This is a genomic window from Robinsoniella peoriensis, from assembly GCF_000797495.1.
In the GTDB taxonomy this organism is placed as follows: domain Bacteria; phylum Bacillota; class Clostridia; order Lachnospirales; family Lachnospiraceae; genus Robinsoniella; species Robinsoniella peoriensis.
In genome coordinates this window covers 1-16533 of the sequence record NZ_JTGN01000021.1, presented here as the reverse complement: position 1 = coordinate 16533, position 16533 = coordinate 1, and the positions used below count along the sequence as shown (strand labels likewise).

At 41.6% G+C, this 16533-nt stretch carries 14 protein-coding genes; 13 read left to right on the top strand and 1 reads right to left on the bottom strand.

What is annotated here, in order from left to right; all coding sequences use genetic code 11:
• Window positions 1-96 precede the first annotated feature (96 nt).
• Complete coding sequence (locus tag QR40_RS27265) at window positions 97-807, top strand: MBL fold metallo-hydrolase (protein WP_044297664.1); 711 nt, start codon at window positions 97-99, stop codon at window positions 805-807.
• Here the strand turns inward: QR40_RS27265 and QR40_RS27260 are convergent.
• Complete coding sequence (locus QR40_RS27260) at window positions 802-1662, bottom strand: AraC family transcriptional regulator (protein ID WP_044297663.1); 861 nt, start codon at window positions 1660-1662, stop codon at window positions 802-804. The genes QR40_RS27265 and QR40_RS27260 overlap by 6 nt on opposite strands.
• Window positions 1663-1864: 202 nt before the next feature.
• On the opposite strand from QR40_RS27260, the gene QR40_RS27255 reads away from it, so the two are divergent.
• The 12 genes from QR40_RS27255 to QR40_RS27195 all read left to right on the top strand — a co-directional run.
• The gene (locus QR40_RS27255) at window positions 1865-3136 is read left to right on the top strand and encodes a uroporphyrinogen decarboxylase/cobalamine-independent methonine synthase family protein (protein WP_044297662.1); all 1272 of its coding nucleotides are present in this window, start codon (window positions 1865-1867) and stop codon (window positions 3134-3136) included.
• 285 nt (window positions 3137-3421) lie between these two features.
• Window positions 3422-5269: a cache domain-containing sensor histidine kinase gene (locus QR40_RS30390; RefSeq protein WP_052431086.1), complete on the top strand. Its 1848-nt coding sequence runs from the start codon at window positions 3422-3424 to the stop codon at window positions 5267-5269.
• Window positions 5254-6840, top strand: a complete 1587-nt coding sequence (locus tag QR40_RS27245; protein WP_044297661.1) for a response regulator transcription factor — start codon at window positions 5254-5256, stop codon at window positions 6838-6840. Before QR40_RS30390 ends, QR40_RS27245 begins: the two co-directional genes overlap by 16 nt.
• A gap of 246 nt (window positions 6841-7086) precedes the next feature.
• A complete protein-coding gene (locus QR40_RS27235; protein ID WP_052431085.1) occupies window positions 7087-8505 on the top strand; it encodes an ABC transporter substrate-binding protein in 1419 nt (472 codons plus the stop codon).
• A gap of 140 nt (window positions 8506-8645) precedes the next feature.
• Window positions 8646-9554 carry a carbohydrate ABC transporter permease gene (locus QR40_RS27230; RefSeq protein WP_044297658.1) on the top strand — a complete coding sequence of 303 codons (909 nt, stop codon included), beginning with the start codon at window positions 8646-8648 and terminating at the stop codon, window positions 9552-9554.
• 12 nt (window positions 9555-9566) lie between these two features.
• Complete coding sequence (locus QR40_RS27225) at window positions 9567-10397, top strand: carbohydrate ABC transporter permease (RefSeq protein WP_044297657.1); 831 nt, start codon at window positions 9567-9569, stop codon at window positions 10395-10397.
• Window positions 10398-10408: 11 nt separating this feature from the next.
• A complete protein-coding gene (locus QR40_RS27220) occupies window positions 10409-11647 on the top strand; it encodes a uroporphyrinogen decarboxylase/cobalamine-independent methonine synthase family protein (protein WP_044297656.1) in 1239 nt (412 codons plus the stop codon).
• Window positions 11648-11661: 14 nt separating this feature from the next.
• On the top strand, window positions 11662-12717 hold the full coding sequence (locus tag QR40_RS27215; protein ID WP_044297655.1) for a hypothetical protein: 1056 nt from the start codon (window positions 11662-11664) through the stop codon (window positions 12715-12717).
• Window positions 12718-13242: 525 nt separating this feature from the next.
• Window positions 13243-14019 carry a hypothetical protein gene (locus tag QR40_RS27210; protein WP_044297654.1) on the top strand — a complete coding sequence of 259 codons (777 nt, stop codon included), beginning with the start codon at window positions 13243-13245 and terminating at the stop codon, window positions 14017-14019.
• Between the two features lie 57 nt (window positions 14020-14076).
• Window positions 14077-14274, top strand: a complete 198-nt coding sequence (locus QR40_RS27205; protein WP_044297653.1) for a CA_C0660 family putative sactipeptide bacteriocin — start codon at window positions 14077-14079, stop codon at window positions 14272-14274.
• A 282-nt stretch (window positions 14275-14556) separates the two neighbouring features.
• The gene (locus QR40_RS30385) at window positions 14557-15117 is read left to right on the top strand and encodes a hypothetical protein (RefSeq protein WP_052431084.1); all 561 of its coding nucleotides are present in this window, start codon (window positions 14557-14559) and stop codon (window positions 15115-15117) included.
• A gap of 188 nt (window positions 15118-15305) precedes the next feature.
• Window positions 15306-16533, top strand: a 1228-nt coding sequence (locus QR40_RS27195) for an IS1182 family transposase (RefSeq protein WP_044297652.1), incomplete at its 3' end; no start/stop codon positions are given.

The following is a 16533-nucleotide window of genomic DNA, read 5'->3' as shown; positions in this document are numbered from 1 at the left end:
GTATTCGCAAAATATAACATGTATGATATTATGTTGGAAAAGAAATGAATATTTGTACTGCAAATGATGGTAAAAGACAAAATGGAGGAGTCGTAAATGCAGATAAAATGGTTGGGACAGGCAGGATATGAATTAAAAGAGGGGAATTGTACAATTTTAATTGATCCATATTTTTCGGATTTGGTAGAAAAACAGGAAGGATTAAAAAGGCTGGTTCCGGCACCGGCTGCCGGAAGGGATGTAAAAGCAGATGTGTTATTGTATACACATGACCATATTGACCATCTGGATTCTGATTTGGTTAAGGCGATGGAAAAGGGTTCAACAGTTTATGCCGGACCACGTAGCGGTTATGATATTTTAAAAGAATGTGGTGTTCCCGAAAAAAACATTCACTGCATTAACCGTGGGGAACATTTTGAATATGGTGTTTTTGATCTGGAAGCAGTGTTTGCAGAGCATACGCCGGATAGCCAGGGATATGTGCTTCATTATCACGGGCGTGATTATTACTTTACCGGTGACAGCCTATTGACGCCGGAAGTCGGATATTACTATGATAAAAAAGAGCTCATTAAAGCAGATGTTATCTTTGTATGTATCAATGGAAAGCTGGGCAACATGTCTGTGGAGGAAGCCGTTACGCTGACAAAGCGGGTACAGGCTGAAACAGGGGTGCCGAATCATTATGGCATGTTCGCTGAAAATACGGAAGATCCCATGAAGTATGTGAATGGGTTGAAGGACAGCGGCTGCCGCACCGTTGTTATGGAAAAGGGAAGGGCGTATAATCTTGAAAAGTTATAGTTCCCCATCCCGAAACTGTGTGGGCGTCATGCCTTCCTGTTTTTTAAATGTAATACAGAAACTGTTCTCACTTTGGAATCCACAGGCGAAACCGATTTCTTTAATGGACTTTCCAGTGGTGCGCAGATAAAATTTAGCCGAGTTGATTCTCATTGCTGTTAAGTAGCTATGGGGAGTCAGCCCGGTTTCTTTTTTGAATTCCCGGATAAAATAGTAGGGGCTTAAGGAAACCTTTCCGGCGAGTTTATCTACGGAGATTGCTTCCTGATAGTGCTGCCGGATATATGCGGTAGCCAGTTCCACCGGAGATATGCCCGATGCCGGGCGGTGAACTGCCGTCGTAGCTTCTTCAGAGATGAGTATGGAGGTCAGCATATCTGTAATATATTTGGACATCTGGATTTCTTTACAGGCAACCTCACAGGAAAAGCTTTGTAAGATAGCATTAACCGGTAACAGAGTTTCAGAAAATACTTCCTGGGATAGCCGGAAAATATGGGGATACTTATTTTGTATCAAATTAAAATAGTGCCGTGCTGTTATTCCGTCAAAATGAATCCAGTAAAACTCCCAGGAATTTTGGGCACCATATGCATGGGGTTTATAACAGTCAATCATAGTCAGTTCTCCGGCATTCATAACATGGGTCTCACCATCAATTTCCACATAGCCGCTGCCCCGTATCACCAGGATAGCGAGGAAACTGTCGAAACTGTTTCTGCGGATCTGATAGGTGTGGTCACAGTAGAAATGTCCGATACATAATGGATATAAGAACCCATTTGCAGCAGTGGACGATGGAGTATGAAAATAGATCTGTGATGCCGGAAGCACACCGGTTGAGATGGTTGTCATAGGAATCCTCCGTGAGTGGGCTTTGTTGATAGGGGACGCTTTGGTACCAGTATAAAAGACACCCTTGATAAAGTCAAATACAGTTTCATTTTCACCGCAATTTTTTTATATAAAAGGGCAATTCCATATAATGCTAATATGTGATAATTAAGATATGATGAATGCAGATGAAACAATTAGAAAATTACAGGGGGTTATACATATGGATTATAGAATATCCGATAAGGACAGGTCAATTTTAAGGGAACTGGCGAAAAAACAGCGGGAATATGCCAATCAGGAAAGGAATTTACAGCGGATTGAAAAATGGTACAGACATAATGCACTTCAGGGAGACTGTCCTATGATTCATTTGGAAATGTGGACATTTGCCCAGGAAATCCTTCCCCAGAGGCTGAAATGCGAAGGGGCTTTTGCCAAAGAGATTGAGACCGGAATCTACTGCAATTTTTTGAATCAGGAGCTGTTTGATGATGACAGAGTGACACCGGATTATTTCGGAATGAATTACGATACCTATTTTGAGCTGTTCGGCATTAATGTTCAGGTTGACCATACCCAGGCAGAAGACGGGCAGGAAAGCCTGGGGCATCACTTTGTATCTGCAGTGGAAGACCTGGAAGATGATTATGAAAAACTAAAGCCGTCCAGGTTTGGTGTGGATCTGGAGAATTCAGAAAAGAAACGGAGGGCGGTAGAGGATGCCATTGGTGATATTCTTCCGGTAAGAATGAAAATGGACTGCTTATACAGTGTACCAACCCAGATGCTGGTTCATTTTATGAGTATGGAAAATATGATGTTTAATATTTACGATTATCCGGAGCTGTTTAAAGAAATGATGAACCGGATTGCAGATGACACTATTTCCTATTTTCGTTTTCTGGAGGAAAAGAAAGTAATTCTGCCGACAACAGGATTTGAAGGGGTTGGACAGGGAAGCTTTAGCTTTACAAAAGAGCTGCCAGGTACAGAGGAATTCGCAAAGCGTCCGTTTACGACAAGGGATGTATGGGGATTCATGGATTCCCAGGAAACGGTAGGGATTTCACCGGAAATGTATGAAGAGTTCATTTTTCCCTGCTATCAGAAAATATCACAGCAGTATGGAATGCTTTCTTATGGCTGTTGCGAGCCGGTAGATCCCATCTGGGATAACTGTATCAGTAAACTGAAGAACCTGCGTAAGGTATCTATTTCTCCATGGTGTAATGAAGAGTTTATGGGAGAACGCCTGCGGGGAAGCAATATTATCTTCCACCGTAAGCCAAGCCCGAATTTCCTGGGAGTGGGTGCGAATCTGGATGAAGAAGCATTCCGTCAGCATATTAAAAAGAGCCTTCTGGCTGCCAGAGGATGCGAAATGGAGATAACCCAGAGGGACGTATATACTATAAATCACGATGAAAAGAAGGCAAGAAGGTATGTGGAGATTATCCGCCAGGAGATAGCGGATCATTGGCAGCGCCGCTAAATGTGCCTGTTTTAATTATAATATTCGTCCTGTGGGACACACAAAGACTATCCTGTTTAGCTAAACAGGGTAGTTTTTTTGATCCATATAGTGCGGCACTTTTATAGCATTCCTGTTATCCTGGCATTTATATTGCTAACGGAAAGCTTGCTTGATGGTTCGTCATAATTTTGTGCAATCTGCTGAAAATTAAATATATTGTATTCTAATGACAGATATTATATGATGATAATAAATATTGTATCATAATAAAAAACACAAATTTGTACTTTGGGGGAAGGACATATGAGGTATTTGAAAAGGTTACATAGTTTATTCAGCCGTAATCTCCAGGTAAAAATAGCGCTTATCTACCTGGTGCTGGTTCTGATACCGGTAGTCGTATTTGGAATTATCAATACGCGCATTGTAACAAAAGAAATGGAAGAACTGTTGACGGTAAATACAACGGAGGTTATTAAAAAGCAACTGGATGCACTTGATAATTTATTTACCAGAACAAATGAAATTGCTGTGCAGCTGATGCTGAATCCTGAGATAAAATCCAGATTGTCCGACTTTGACGGAACCATGGATAAGGAGGGGGTCAGCCGGTACAACTATATTAATAATGAGCTTAATAAAATTATGATCCAGAGATCGGAATATTCCAATATCACGATTATTCCTTCCAAAGCAAAAAATTTTAAAGAAAAGGATAAACAGCCGCTGATCTCGGTCCGCTATGCGGGAAATCCGGGGCTGGTGTCCCAGACAAACTGGTTTCGCAAGGCATCCTATACGTTTGATGTGCCTGCATTTATTCAGCAGGATCAGCTCAATCAGGATGGCAGCAGGACAGCGGATAAAAATCCCGATGCTGTTATGGTATATGCTTTTAAAAATTTAAGCACTAATAAAAAGCTTGGAACGGTATGCATTACCGTTTCCCATACCCAGATTAAAAAAATTGTATCCTCCTTTGATAAATCTATGCAGTATTCCCAAATTGTCTCCGATCAGGACGGAAATATTATTGTGGATAATTCATTTGATTCCCAGGTAAAAGAGTATCTGAAGCGCAGAAGTGTGATTGAACAGGGACTCAGTACCACGAGCCTGGCATCAAAATCCGTCGAGATAGATGGTCGGAACTATCTGATTGTGGGAGGACAGTCGGAGGTATCTAGGTTCTCAATCCAGTATGCGATACCGGGAGAGCTGATATTCCAGAATATATACCGTATCAAAAATATTAATATAGGCATCTGTTTCCTTTGCTTTTTATTTTCACTGCTTGTAATCTTTATAATTTTCAAAAAGATTTTAATTCCCATAAAAGAACTTCAGAAAAAGATGGTTCAGGTTGAAAACGGGGAATTAAATGTCTGGGCCAGGGTTAAAGGGGACAACGAGGTAGAAAGGCTGGCGGGAAATTTCAATCATATGGTTCAGAGTATCGCAAAACAGAATAAGCAGATCATAGATGGGGAGAAGAAGAAGAGGGAGTATGAAATCATGGCGCTGCAGGCGCAGATCAACCCTCATTTTTTATACAATACGCTGGATTCCATTAAGTGGATTGCCATGACCCAGGGGAACCATACCATTGAGAAGATGTCCAAATCATTGATTTTCTTACTGCGGAAAACAATTTCCAATAAAGAAGAGTTTGTGACCTTGGGAGCCGAATTAATGGTAGTATCCCATTATGTGGAAATACAAAAGCTGCGTTACTATAACACTTTTGATTACGAGGTGGATTTGCCGAAAGAGCTGGAGGATGTATGTATTCCCAAGCTTCTGCTCCAGCCTCTTGTGGAAAATGCATTGTTCCACGGTATATATAATTGCGGAAGAAGAGGGCTTGTGCGGGTAACCGTATCACGGGAAGGCGGCGTAGTCTTTGCAGAAGTATGGGATAACGGAAGAGGAATGGATAAGGAGACCGTTAAAAATGCATATCGAAAGCCAAAGGATGAATCCTTTTCCGGTATCGGCGTCCATAACGTGGATGAGAGAATAAAGCTGTATTATGGTGAGGATTACGGCCTGGATTTTGTAAGTGAGATTGGAAAGTATACCCGTGCAATTATTAAGATGCCATACAGGGTGGCGGAGAAGGGGGAAGAAACAGCATGTTTAAAGTACTAATTGCAGATGATGATATGATCGGAAGAGTAGGTATTAAAATGATTGGAAAATGGGAGAAATATGAGATGGAAATCGTGGGGGAAGCATCTGACGGTAAACAGGCGCTGGAACTATTTAAACAATACCGCCCCCAGCTGGTCATAACAGATATACGCATGCCCGATGTGGACGGCATGGAGCTGCTGAAGGGCATACGGCAGACAGACACCCGTGCAAGGGTTTTAATGCTTACCAATTATGATGACAAAGAATATATCAAAGAGGCAGTGAGGCTTGGTGCCAATGACTTCATTACGAAAAATGAAATAGACGAAGAAAACTTTGAAAAAATCCTGGAGCGGGAGCAGGAGGAGCTGAAAAAAGTATTTCAGGACAGAAGCGGTACCGGACAGGATGAAGAAATCCTCAAAATGCGTCAGTTTGTAAAAGAACTGCTGGGCATGATTACGGAAGAGTCTTATATAGAAAATGAGTTCTCCAGGATTTTCTTAAAGAATAGGGGACATGCCTTTCGATCCGGTGTTTTCCATATTACCTGTAAGCGGTATGAAAAGGATGGGAAAAGAAAGCATACGACACTGCAGATGGGAAAACTTTCACAGATTGTATCCGGTGTAGTGGCAGCCTATCCCCATAGTATTATATCCGAGAATAAAGGGGTGTCACTGACGGTATTTTTCTTTGATGAGGGAAATTATATGCAGGATGCCCGGTTCCGGGAATTGATCCGTTCTGTTAAAAATGCTTTGACACTTTATACTGCAGAGGAAATCCATATTGGTGTCAGCAAGCTGATTGATCAGCCAAAGGATCTGAAAGACCTTAAGTTTCAGGCTGATAGAGCGGTAATGGCGGCTTCCTTTTTCAGTGATAATAAAGTAGTATTCTTTACGGATATGGATGAGTTAGAGCTAAACCAGACCCTGCGTAAAAGGCACATTGGAATGTTAAAGAAAATATATATGAGCGAGCTGAACTGCCTGGAAGATGTAAAAAACATATGCAGGATGATACTGGATGACATTGAAAGGGAACGGAATATCGGGCTTAAATGGATGTTCTGCAATGAATTTGCATCCTGGTATAACCGAATGACAGGGATGATGCATTTAAATGAAAAGCTGCATATCAGAGAATATCTGGACTCCCAATTATTACTAAATGCATTTGACTTACCGGAATTATACTGCTATGTCTCGAAGTATATTGAAAAAATAGCGCAATTGAAGCAGGAAGACCAGAGAACGGGAAACTCCGTGATTGATGAGGCACTGCATTATATTAAAGTAAACTATGCATCGCCAATTTCGCTGTCCGATGTATCAGACTATGTGCATTTAAGCAAAAATTATTTCAGTTCCCTGTTCTCAGAATCAGCCGGAATGACATTTGTGGACTATCTGACGAATTACCGCATTCAAAAGGCGGCGGAAATACTGTGCGTGACAGATTACCAGATTCAGGATGTGGCAGAACTGACGGGGTTTGCCTCTGAAAGATATTTCAGCCAGACATTTAAAAGCGTAATGGGAATATCCCCCAGTGATTACCGGAATCTGGAGCGTTCCTGAAAACTATTTTCGCACTAAGTGTATCGCACTGCTGTCAGAAAGCTAATTTAAAACAGGCTCTGGAGTATTCTGGCTTTTATCGTAAGATTTCTTACATATCGTATTATTTTGGAACTCCGGTTTCATCATCGTATAATATTAGAGTAATTTCAAATAATCCTGCGTTTCGAAAAAAGGGACAACGGTCTATAATGATCACATCAGCAAAAAGAAATGAAACAGCACCACAAAGAAGGAGGAAAAAGGATGAAGAAGAAACTGATTAGTGTTCTGTTGTCAGCAGCTATGGTGATGTCGGTCATGAGCGGATGCGGAGGAAGCGGACAGGAAACAAAAGGTGCACAGACGAATGGCGGGGAAACAAAGGCGGCGGAAACAGCGGAACAGAGTACTCCGGCGCAGACAACTGCGAAAGAAACAGAAAGTGCCGTGGAGGAAACACAAGATGCCACAAAGGAGACAGAGAGTGGGACAAATGCGTCAGCTAAAACGGAATATACCGGTGATCCGGTTACGCTTCGTGTCCTGATGTCATCAGGCTGGACGGAGGATGCGATGAAGTCCATTGAACCGGTACTGAATGAAAGCGGAATCTCTTTAGAGGTGGAAGCATACGACTGGAATACATATGAAGGCAAACAAAGGCTTGCGGGAACCTCTAAGGGCGGCGAATACGACCTGATCTTATTACCAGGCAATGCCGTGAATATATTTGCAAAAGCCGGGGCGCTGGTGGAACTCAATGACGTGGTAAGCAAGGTGGCTGATAATGAAGATGATTACTATGATTCTGTAAAAAGGTTCTCAAAGGTTGACGATAACTGGTATGTGGTTCCCTATTCTGCAGAAGGAATGGTATATTACTACCGCACAGATCTGATGACTGAGGATCAACTGCCAAAGACAATAGATGAAATGTATGAGCTTGGAAAGTCAATGACGAAAGATGATATGTATGGACTGGCTATCCCGGCAGGTCCCGGTGAGGCAGCATGTTCCTTCTGGAGCTACTTCCTTTGGTCTTACGGAGGCACGTATTTTGATGAAAATTGGAATCCAATGCTGAATACCAAAGAGGCGGTAAGTGCAGCAGAAATGTTTGCAAAAATCTGCAAAGACTGTTCCCCTCCGGGAATCACAACCTGGCAGAATGAAGAAACAGTTGCGGCTTTCCAGAGCGGACAGCTGGCAGCCATGATTAACTGGCCCGGATACTGGAACCAGATCAACGATGAATCCCAGAGCAAGGTTGCAGGAAATATTGGAGTTGCTCCTGTACCGGCAGGCCCTGTTACGGATTGCCCAAGGTTTGGAACCTGGGGTGTGGGAGTTACGGCTAATTGTAAAAATGTAGATGCTGCAAAGGTTGTGGTGGAAGAATTTACGAAGAAAGACACCCTGAGGGATTGCCTGCAATATACTTCATCCGCCCTTCGTTCGTTAAATGAAGAAGAGGGATCTGCAAAGATTAATCCCACGATTCCGGCTTCCATTGCACATCTGGATACTGCAGATGAGAGACCACCGATACCTGAGTTAAACCTTTATGTTCCGGCTGTTGGAGCTGCAATTAACAGTATTGTGGCAGGTAATCCGGCACAGGAAACGTTAGATGCCCTGAATGATGAGGTACGCAAGATCATGGAAGATGGAGGCTATTATTAAGCCTGCATGAGGATACTGCGTGGCAGGGCTTGCAGATCGTAAGTTTTAAGGGTCGTTGCAACTGGACTGAAGTACTCAACTGCTTCAGGGAGGTACGGGTGCAATGGCCCTTTTAGTTTGGCTTATAAGGAGGTAACACAATGGCTGGTAAAAGAAGACACAACACAGGAGTCACCCGGTCACACCGGTATGTTCCATATCTGTTTTTAGGACCTACCATATTATTGTTTTTAACGATTTTTATTGTTCCTATTGTATTTGTGGTAGGAAGCAGTTTCACAAACTGGAACCTGCTGAATCCGGCGGCGGGTATTAAATTTAATGGATTTAATAATTATATCACCCTGTTTCAGGACGGAAATATATGGAATGCGTTATATATTACTTTCATTTTTACCGTTGTATCGGTGCCTATAAGTATGGCAATGGGACTGGCACTGGCACTGGTGGTTGAAAATATGTCACATGGAAAAAAAGCAGTGGAAACGGTATTGCTCCTGCCTATGATGGTAGCACCGGTTTCTATCTGCCTTGCATTTAAGTTTATGTTTGAACCCACATTCGGAATTGTGAATAAGGTGCTGGCACTGGTGGGAATACAGGGCCCCGGATGGTTTGCCAGTACGTCAACGGCTATGCTTTCTGTAATTATCGTGGAAGTCTGGAAAGCAGTTCCCTTCGTATATATAATGATGTATGCCAATTTAAAGACACTGCCGGTTGAACCATTTGAAGCAGCCAGAGTAGACGGCGGGAATTCGTGGCAGATCTTCTGGTATCTGACCCTTCCCACATTAAAGCCATCTCTGCTGGTATTGTTAATAATCCGCCTTATGGATGCCATCAGAACCTTTGATATTATATATGTACTGACAAAAGGAGGCCCGGCTAATACTACGAAAACGCTTCAGTATATCTGCTATGAGCTGTCATTCCAGGGCTTTGCAGTGGGAAAAGGTTCGGCGCTTGCAATTATGATTGTGGCAATTATTCTAATTACCGGAGTGAGCCTGATCCATTCCATGAATAAGATTAATGAAGAAATATAGGAGGGAGATCAGATGAAAAGAGCGAAAAAAAATCCTTTTAAAATAGCCGGAATGATATATCTGGTATTTATTCTGGCATTTATCCTTATCCCATTGTTTGTTATGATCTTTGATTCCTTTAAAATGACCGGAGATCTGCTGACACCGAATATTAATCTGGATGCACAGCTGACCGTCAACAATTATCTGTCCGTATTTCAGAAGGCCGGATTTGGAAAAGCTATTTTAAACAGTTTATTCATCGCGTCCTGTGTCACAGCCCTTACAGTAATATGTGGTGCTACCGCTTCTTACAGTTTTACACGCTTTCATGTATTCGGAAGCAAGCAGTTGTCCAACTCGATTTTAATTGCCCGTATGATACCATCGGTCGTATTGGCAATTCCCCTTTATATTGTCAGCCAGAAACTTCAGATGACGGACAGTTATACCATGATTATACTGGCAATTACCACCTTTGCCCTTCCATTTCAGATATGGATGCTGATTGGTTTTTTTGCCCAGATTCCCAAGTCCCTGGATGAGGCGGCGAGGATTGACGGCTGCAATTATTTTCAGACATTTTTACAGATTGTGGTGCCTTCAGCCGCACCGGGGCTGGCTGCCACTGCCATTATGACGTTTTTCTTTTCCTGGAACGAGTTGTTTTTTGCACTGGTATTATGCGGATCAAGGACGAAGATTGCACCCATGGCAATTATGGAATTTATGGGATACCGGAATTTTGACTGGGGAGCAATCCTGGCTTCCGGAGTAGTATTAATGTTCCCGACGCTGCTGGTAGGCATTGTATTTAAGCGCTATATGACAAGCGGACTGACGGCGGGAGCAATAAAGGGTTAGGGAGAGGGAAGATGAAAGAGCTCATAACGGAAAGGGAAAAAGCTTATTTAAGAGAACTGGCAAAAAAGCAGCTGGAATATGCATCTTTGCCTGAGATGAAAGAAAAGGAAGAATTGTGGTATGCCCACAATGTCCTTCAGGGGAAACGCCCAATGGTTGTTATGGAAGAAGAAACCTTCCTGGGGGAGATTATACCTCCATTAAAGTGCTCCAGTGAAATGGGGAAATGGATGGAGGGGAAATTACTGCAGACCATAGCTGCCTATGAAGTGACCGGGGATGATAAGGTTGTGCCTGATTATTTCACGGTGTATGAAGAAATAGAAGTCCGCCCGTATAATCTGGATCTGAAAAGAAGATATGCTAGTGACGGCATTGGTTATCATATTGAACCGGCATTTGAAAATGTAGAGGATGGGCTCTTGATGCTGGAGGAATCTGTCTTTACTTTTCATGGGGATTCAACAAAGGATAAGGCAGATGCTGCCCGGGAAGTCCTGGATGGAATTCTCCCGGTGAGAATCAAAAATAACATTAATTTCTGGGAATTTGGATTGACTCAAAAGGTCGTAAACCTCATGGGAATGGAAAATATGTTTTGTTCTATGTTGTCGGAACCGGAGGAATTTCATAAGCTAATGGATTTTGTACTGCAGGATCTGATCCGTTTTTTAAGATGGCAGGAAAAGAATGGGCTGCTGTTCTTAAATAACGGAAACGATTATATGGGAAGCGGAAGTTATTGCTTTAATCAGGAACTGACCGGTAACAACAGGCTGGTCATCAGTACGGATACCTGGGGACATTTAAACAGTCAGGAAAGCGTAGGCCTTTCTCCTGAGATGTTCCGGGAGTTTATACTTCCATATTACTGCAGGATGGCAAAGGAATTCGGTCTGATTTATTATGGCTGCTGTGAGCCGGTGGACGTGTTCTGGGATGATGGCATCAGCAGAATTCCAAATCTTAGAAAGGTATCCATATCTCCCTGGTGCAATGAGGCAGTCATGAGTGAGCGGCTGGCACATTCTTCGATTATTTATTCCAGAAAGCCTTCACCGAATTATTTAGCCGTGGAAGGGGAATTTGATAAAGATGCTTTTCGAAAATATATCAAACAAACCCTGGAAACAGCCAGAGGATGTAAAATAGAATTTATATTCCGGGATATTTACAGGCTCCATGGAAATATAACCAAAATCAAAGAAGCAGTGGGAATCGTAAAGGAACTTACTGCAGATATCTACTGACAGGGGGAAAAGAAATGCAGGATTGGGAAAAAATTCAGAAAAGATATGAACAATTTTGGAGCAGAGAAAACCATGACAGGCCGCTTGTGTGCATAACCGGTCTGAAAAATCCTAAGAGTGTGTATAAAGATAAGAAGGAGCGGACATTGATGGAGCGCTGGTGCGACATCGACTATATGCTTGCCAGGACGAACCATGATATCGGGAATACCTATTACGGCGCAGAGGCTTATCCCATGGCATTTCCGGATCTGGGACCGGACCAGTTTGCAGCTTTCTACGGAACGCCCCTTACTTTTGGAGAAACTACAAGCTGGGCAGCCCATTTCCTGGAAGAAGCCGACACGGCGGAAATTGGGAAATTAAAAATAGACAGGCAAAATTTCTATTATAAGAAACTGAGGGAAATGACCGAGGCAATGACAGAGGATGCCAGGGGGCGGTATTTTGTAGGAATACCGGATCTCCATCCGGGGGCAGACGCGCTGGTGTCCATGAGGGGACCGCAGCAGCTCTGTATTGATACCCTGGAAGACCCGGATTTTATAACAAGTAAGATCATGGAATTGTATCACGGATTTTGCAGCATTTACGATGAAATGTATCAGATCACCACAAAATATCAGACAGGCAGCAGCAACTGGATGGGAATCTGGCATCCTAAGCGGTGGTATGTAACCAGCTGTGATTTCTGCTGTATGATATCACCGGAAATGTTTGAAGAGCTGATCATCCCGGAGCTTATGAAGGAACTTCAGTTTTTAGATCAGTCCATATTCCATCTTGACGGCTGTGGAGCGCTGAAGCATCTGGACCGTCTGCTGCAGATAAAGGAACTGGACGGAATCCAGTGGGTATATGGAGCAGGAGCACCCACAGCATCCCATTGGATCGAGACCATCAACAAGATTCAGGATGCAGGGAAATTAGTACATATAGAAGTGCTTCCCGGGGAACTGCAATTCATGCTGGAGCATGTGAAGCCGGAAGGAGTTTTATTGAAAGTAAATGCTTCTTCTGAAGCGGAAGCAAGAGCGCTGGAGGAACTGGTAACCAGGAGCGGCAGATAAAAGAATTTATATTTTTCGGATGGGCCTTCGTATATGCTGGCATAATAACAGCATATGCGGAGGTCTTTTTTACGTTTAATCATAATCCAATGGTAATACTTTTCCGTTTTATACAGTTTGCATTTTAGACAAAAAAACTGGTTTTTTTTACAAATTAAAATCCAGATGATTTTCAATATGGTATTATCTGAGCATATCGAACAACTTAATGGAAACGGGGTGATCAAAATAAGATTAGACAGAGTCAATGCCTCCAATCGAACACATCTATACTATTTAATTGATCATGGGGTATCCCAAAAAGAACGTTTCAGTGGACTGGCGCATGTAACATGATTACTGTGTAACAGAATATGGAGAAACAAAGATTGACTTTAGTTTCACTACAAATCTGACGCTGATGACCAGGGAAATTGCAGAGTACCTGGTGCAGATTCCCAATATGAATATTGTTGTGAGTATAGATGGGCAGAAAATATACAGAACAAGAGCCGGGTTTTTGCAAACGGCAAGCCATCTTTTGATGTGGCATACAGAGGACTGAAGCTGCTTTGTGATGCGATTAAAAAGTATGACAGTAAAACGCAGTTGCTGTTCAGTTCGGTTTTCATGCCGCCCTTTACAAAGGAAAGATTTGATGAAATCAATGATTTCTTTGAGTCTTTAGATTTTCTTCCAGCAGGAACTACCGTGTCCGCTACTTATCCCGCGCCCGGATCTATCCCAGAAAGCGTGTTTGAAGAATTGAGGGAGCAAAATTATGACAGTTCAAAGGATATCAGCTGGGTTGATTGGGCAGTGAATAAAATTGAGGACAGCAATGATTTACCACAGACACCTAATTTATATACGGTATTTTTGCAGCAGATACTGGTAGCAATACACCAGCGCCGTCTGGTAAGTGAACCCATGGACAGATACCCATATAATGCATGCTGTATTCCAATACAGAGACGATTGTATGTATGTACCGATGGAACATATAAGATTTGTGAAAAGATTGGAGAGTCTCCAAGCATCGGATCCGTAGACACAGGCTTAGATTTTGAGGCAATATCAAAATATTATCTGAGTCAGTATGAGAGCCGTTCAATCAATGACTGTTCTAAATGCTGGGCTGTTACATTGTGTGATATCTGTTATGCTGAATGCTATAATGAGAACGGCATAGACCTGGAGAAAAAAAGAAAATTATGTAAGGATACACGTGATTCGGCATTAAATAAACTCTGTGTGTATCACGATGTCATGGAACGGTATCCCGATATAATCAAACTGATTTCCACGTTAGAAAGGCATTAACATTACTTTTGAATGAGAGTAGGCAGAGAAAAACATAGATGAAAAGGAGAACACAATATGAAAATTATCAATCCATTGAATAGAACCCCGGAAACAGAAGAAACCATGGTTATGGCATGCCATTGTGTATGTAGCTCAGGAAGCGCTACTGCAAAGGCTGCAGGATCTACTCATTCCAGTGGCTGTGGATGTAACTGCATCAGTGGCAACATTGCAAACAGAAGCGCCAATGGTACTGCAGCAAGCAATTATTAATTTAACCCGTTTCACAAGTACAGTTCATAGAATCTAATTATACAATTATAGCCGAACGTTAATTACGGCTTAGCATAAAATACTCTGCCTACCTTCAGATACTGGGCATTATGGGTTAAGGGCCATAATGCCCAGAATTTAATCTATGTTCTCCATTCCATATATTATATAACATTTTAGATAGCTGTGTAAATTATAAATTCCAGTATCCGTACCTATTTACATAGTGGCTGGAATAGAAGTTTTGGTGTAAAACAAATAAGCAAATACAGGAGGCCATTAATGAAAAAATTATTGAGTGTGTTATTACTTGTTATCATTGTATTTTGTACCGGTTGTTCCGGTAATCCGAAAACGGATAATCAAAAAGAGAATCATATAACAGAGAATACCCAGGTGGAAAAGACAGAAACTCTGATGTCAGAAAAGAGTACTGCTAAAGCAGACAAATCTGCTTCAGACGATAAAGGATACATGCCAGATCCTTCTGGCGATAATTCTCAAGCGAATACTGACTATGGAAAAACAGCAGCTGAATTTCTTGCCTCTGCTCCGGTAGACGGAAAGGTTACAAATCTCACTAACTCAAGTTTTTCAACAGAACCGGCATTTGCCACTGGAAATTCAGACGGCGGAGGCATTACCAATGTTGTATATGATCCTCAAAACGTCAGTTTTAAAACTGCATACGTAAAATTGGATGGCAGTTCCTATTCAATAGATGACGGACAACAAAGTGATCTAAAGGATGGTTCCAGTGTATTGGTATATGGAGAATCACAAGATGACGGAGCCTTTAAAGCCACAGAGATTATAATTGTGAAGTACGGCAATCCGGAATAACAGTAAAACAAAATCAGAACGCAACGGTGATGTCAGTATCCGATGTCACCACTTTGTAGAAGTATGACAGATGTTCATCATAATTATAGGGAATTTACTCCAAACAGCCAGCTAGGAGGGCACTGAAAAAGTAGATATTACCGTCTGTTTTTGATATAATGTATGTATCAAATAAAGGCGGTGTTTTTATGGTAGATCAACAACAAAAATTAGTATTAAGTTCCTACATGAAAATATATGAATTGGTGGTTCCCAGGAATAATCTTCTCCGACAGATAAAAGAACTCGTAAACTTCGGATTTATTTATGAAGAGTTAATTGATAAATATTGTCTTGATAACGGACGTAATGCAGTTCCACCTATCCGCATGTTTAAATATCTGCTGTTAAAAGCAATTTATGATCTATCGGATGTTGATGTCGTAGAGCGTTCCAGGTATGATATGTCTTTTAAATACTTTCTGGATATGGTGCCGGAGGAGGAGGTTATTAATCCCAGCTCATTGACGAAATTTCGTAAATTGCGATTAAAAGATATGGCACTTTTAGATATGCTGATTGCGAAAACAGTCCAGATTGCATTAGAGCAGGAAATCATAAAATCAAAAACCATTATTGTTGATGCCACACATACAAAATCAAGATACAATCAAATGACTCCGCGGCAGGCACTACAGGAAAGGTCAAAAAAACTACGGCGTACCGTTTATGAAGTGGAAGAAACAATGAAAAACCAGTTTCCTGCTAAAAATACAGAAGATTCTTTGGAAAAAGAACTGGCGTATTGCAATCAGCTTATTTCCACTATAAAAGAGAATAAAACGATATGCAGCTATCCCAAAGTGCAGGAAAAATTGAAATTATTAGAAGAAGCTGTCCGTGATGACCTTGAACAAATGGATACCTCAAAAGATGGGGATGCAAAAATTGGACATAAGACAGCAGACACCTCCTTCTTTGGATATAAAACACATATCGCCATGACGGAAGAAAGAATTATTACAGCTGCCACAATAACCAGCGGAGAGAAAACGGATGGAAAGGAATTGGCAGCCCTGGTACAGAAAAGCAGGGAAGCAGGAATGGAGATTAAAACAGTTATTGGTGACAAGGCATATGCAAGCAAAAAAAATATAGATGCTGCAAGAGAAGAAGATTATGAACTGGTCGCTAGATTATGCAGTAATGTTACACAAGGAAATCGTAAAAAGGAAGATAAATTTGAATTTAACAAAGATGCTTTAATGTATCAATGTAAAGCAGGGCATATGGCAATCCATAAATATCTGAATAAACAAAAAGCTGAGGGCAGGAATGCGCGGATAACCTATACTTTTGATATAAAAAAATGTAAAAAATGCCTTTATAGAGAAGGATGCTACAAAGAGGGAGCGAAAAAAAAGACATATACAGAGA

Bases quoted from the DNA above. Each gene is read 5' to 3' on its own strand.
- QR40_RS27265 (WP_044297664.1), top strand. From the start codon at position 97: ATGCAGATAAAATGGTTGGGACAGGCAGGATATGAATTAAAAGAGGGG.
- QR40_RS27260 (WP_044297663.1), bottom strand. From the start codon at position 1,662: ATGACAACCATCTCAACCGGTGTGCTTCCGGCATCACAGATCTATTTT.
- QR40_RS27255 (WP_044297662.1), top strand. From the start codon at position 1,865: ATGGATTATAGAATATCCGATAAGGACAGGTCAATTTTAAGGGAACTG.
- QR40_RS30390 (WP_052431086.1), top strand. From the start codon at position 3,422: ATGAGGTATTTGAAAAGGTTACATAGTTTATTCAGCCGTAATCTCCAG.
- QR40_RS27245 (WP_044297661.1), top strand. From the start codon at position 5,254: ATGTTTAAAGTACTAATTGCAGATGATGATATGATCGGAAGAGTAGGT.
- QR40_RS27235 (WP_052431085.1), top strand. From the start codon at position 7,087: ATGAAGAAGAAACTGATTAGTGTTCTGTTGTCAGCAGCTATGGTGATG.
- QR40_RS27230 (WP_044297658.1), top strand. From the start codon at position 8,646: ATGGCTGGTAAAAGAAGACACAACACAGGAGTCACCCGGTCACACCGG.
- QR40_RS27225 (WP_044297657.1), top strand. From the start codon at position 9,567: ATGAAAAGAGCGAAAAAAAATCCTTTTAAAATAGCCGGAATGATATAT.
- QR40_RS27220 (WP_044297656.1), top strand. From the start codon at position 10,409: ATGAAAGAGCTCATAACGGAAAGGGAAAAAGCTTATTTAAGAGAACTG.
- QR40_RS27215 (WP_044297655.1), top strand. From the start codon at position 11,662: ATGCAGGATTGGGAAAAAATTCAGAAAAGATATGAACAATTTTGGAGC.
- QR40_RS27205 (WP_044297653.1), top strand. From the start codon at position 14,077: ATGAAAATTATCAATCCATTGAATAGAACCCCGGAAACAGAAGAAACC.
- QR40_RS30385 (WP_052431084.1), top strand. From the start codon at position 14,557: ATGAAAAAATTATTGAGTGTGTTATTACTTGTTATCATTGTATTTTGT.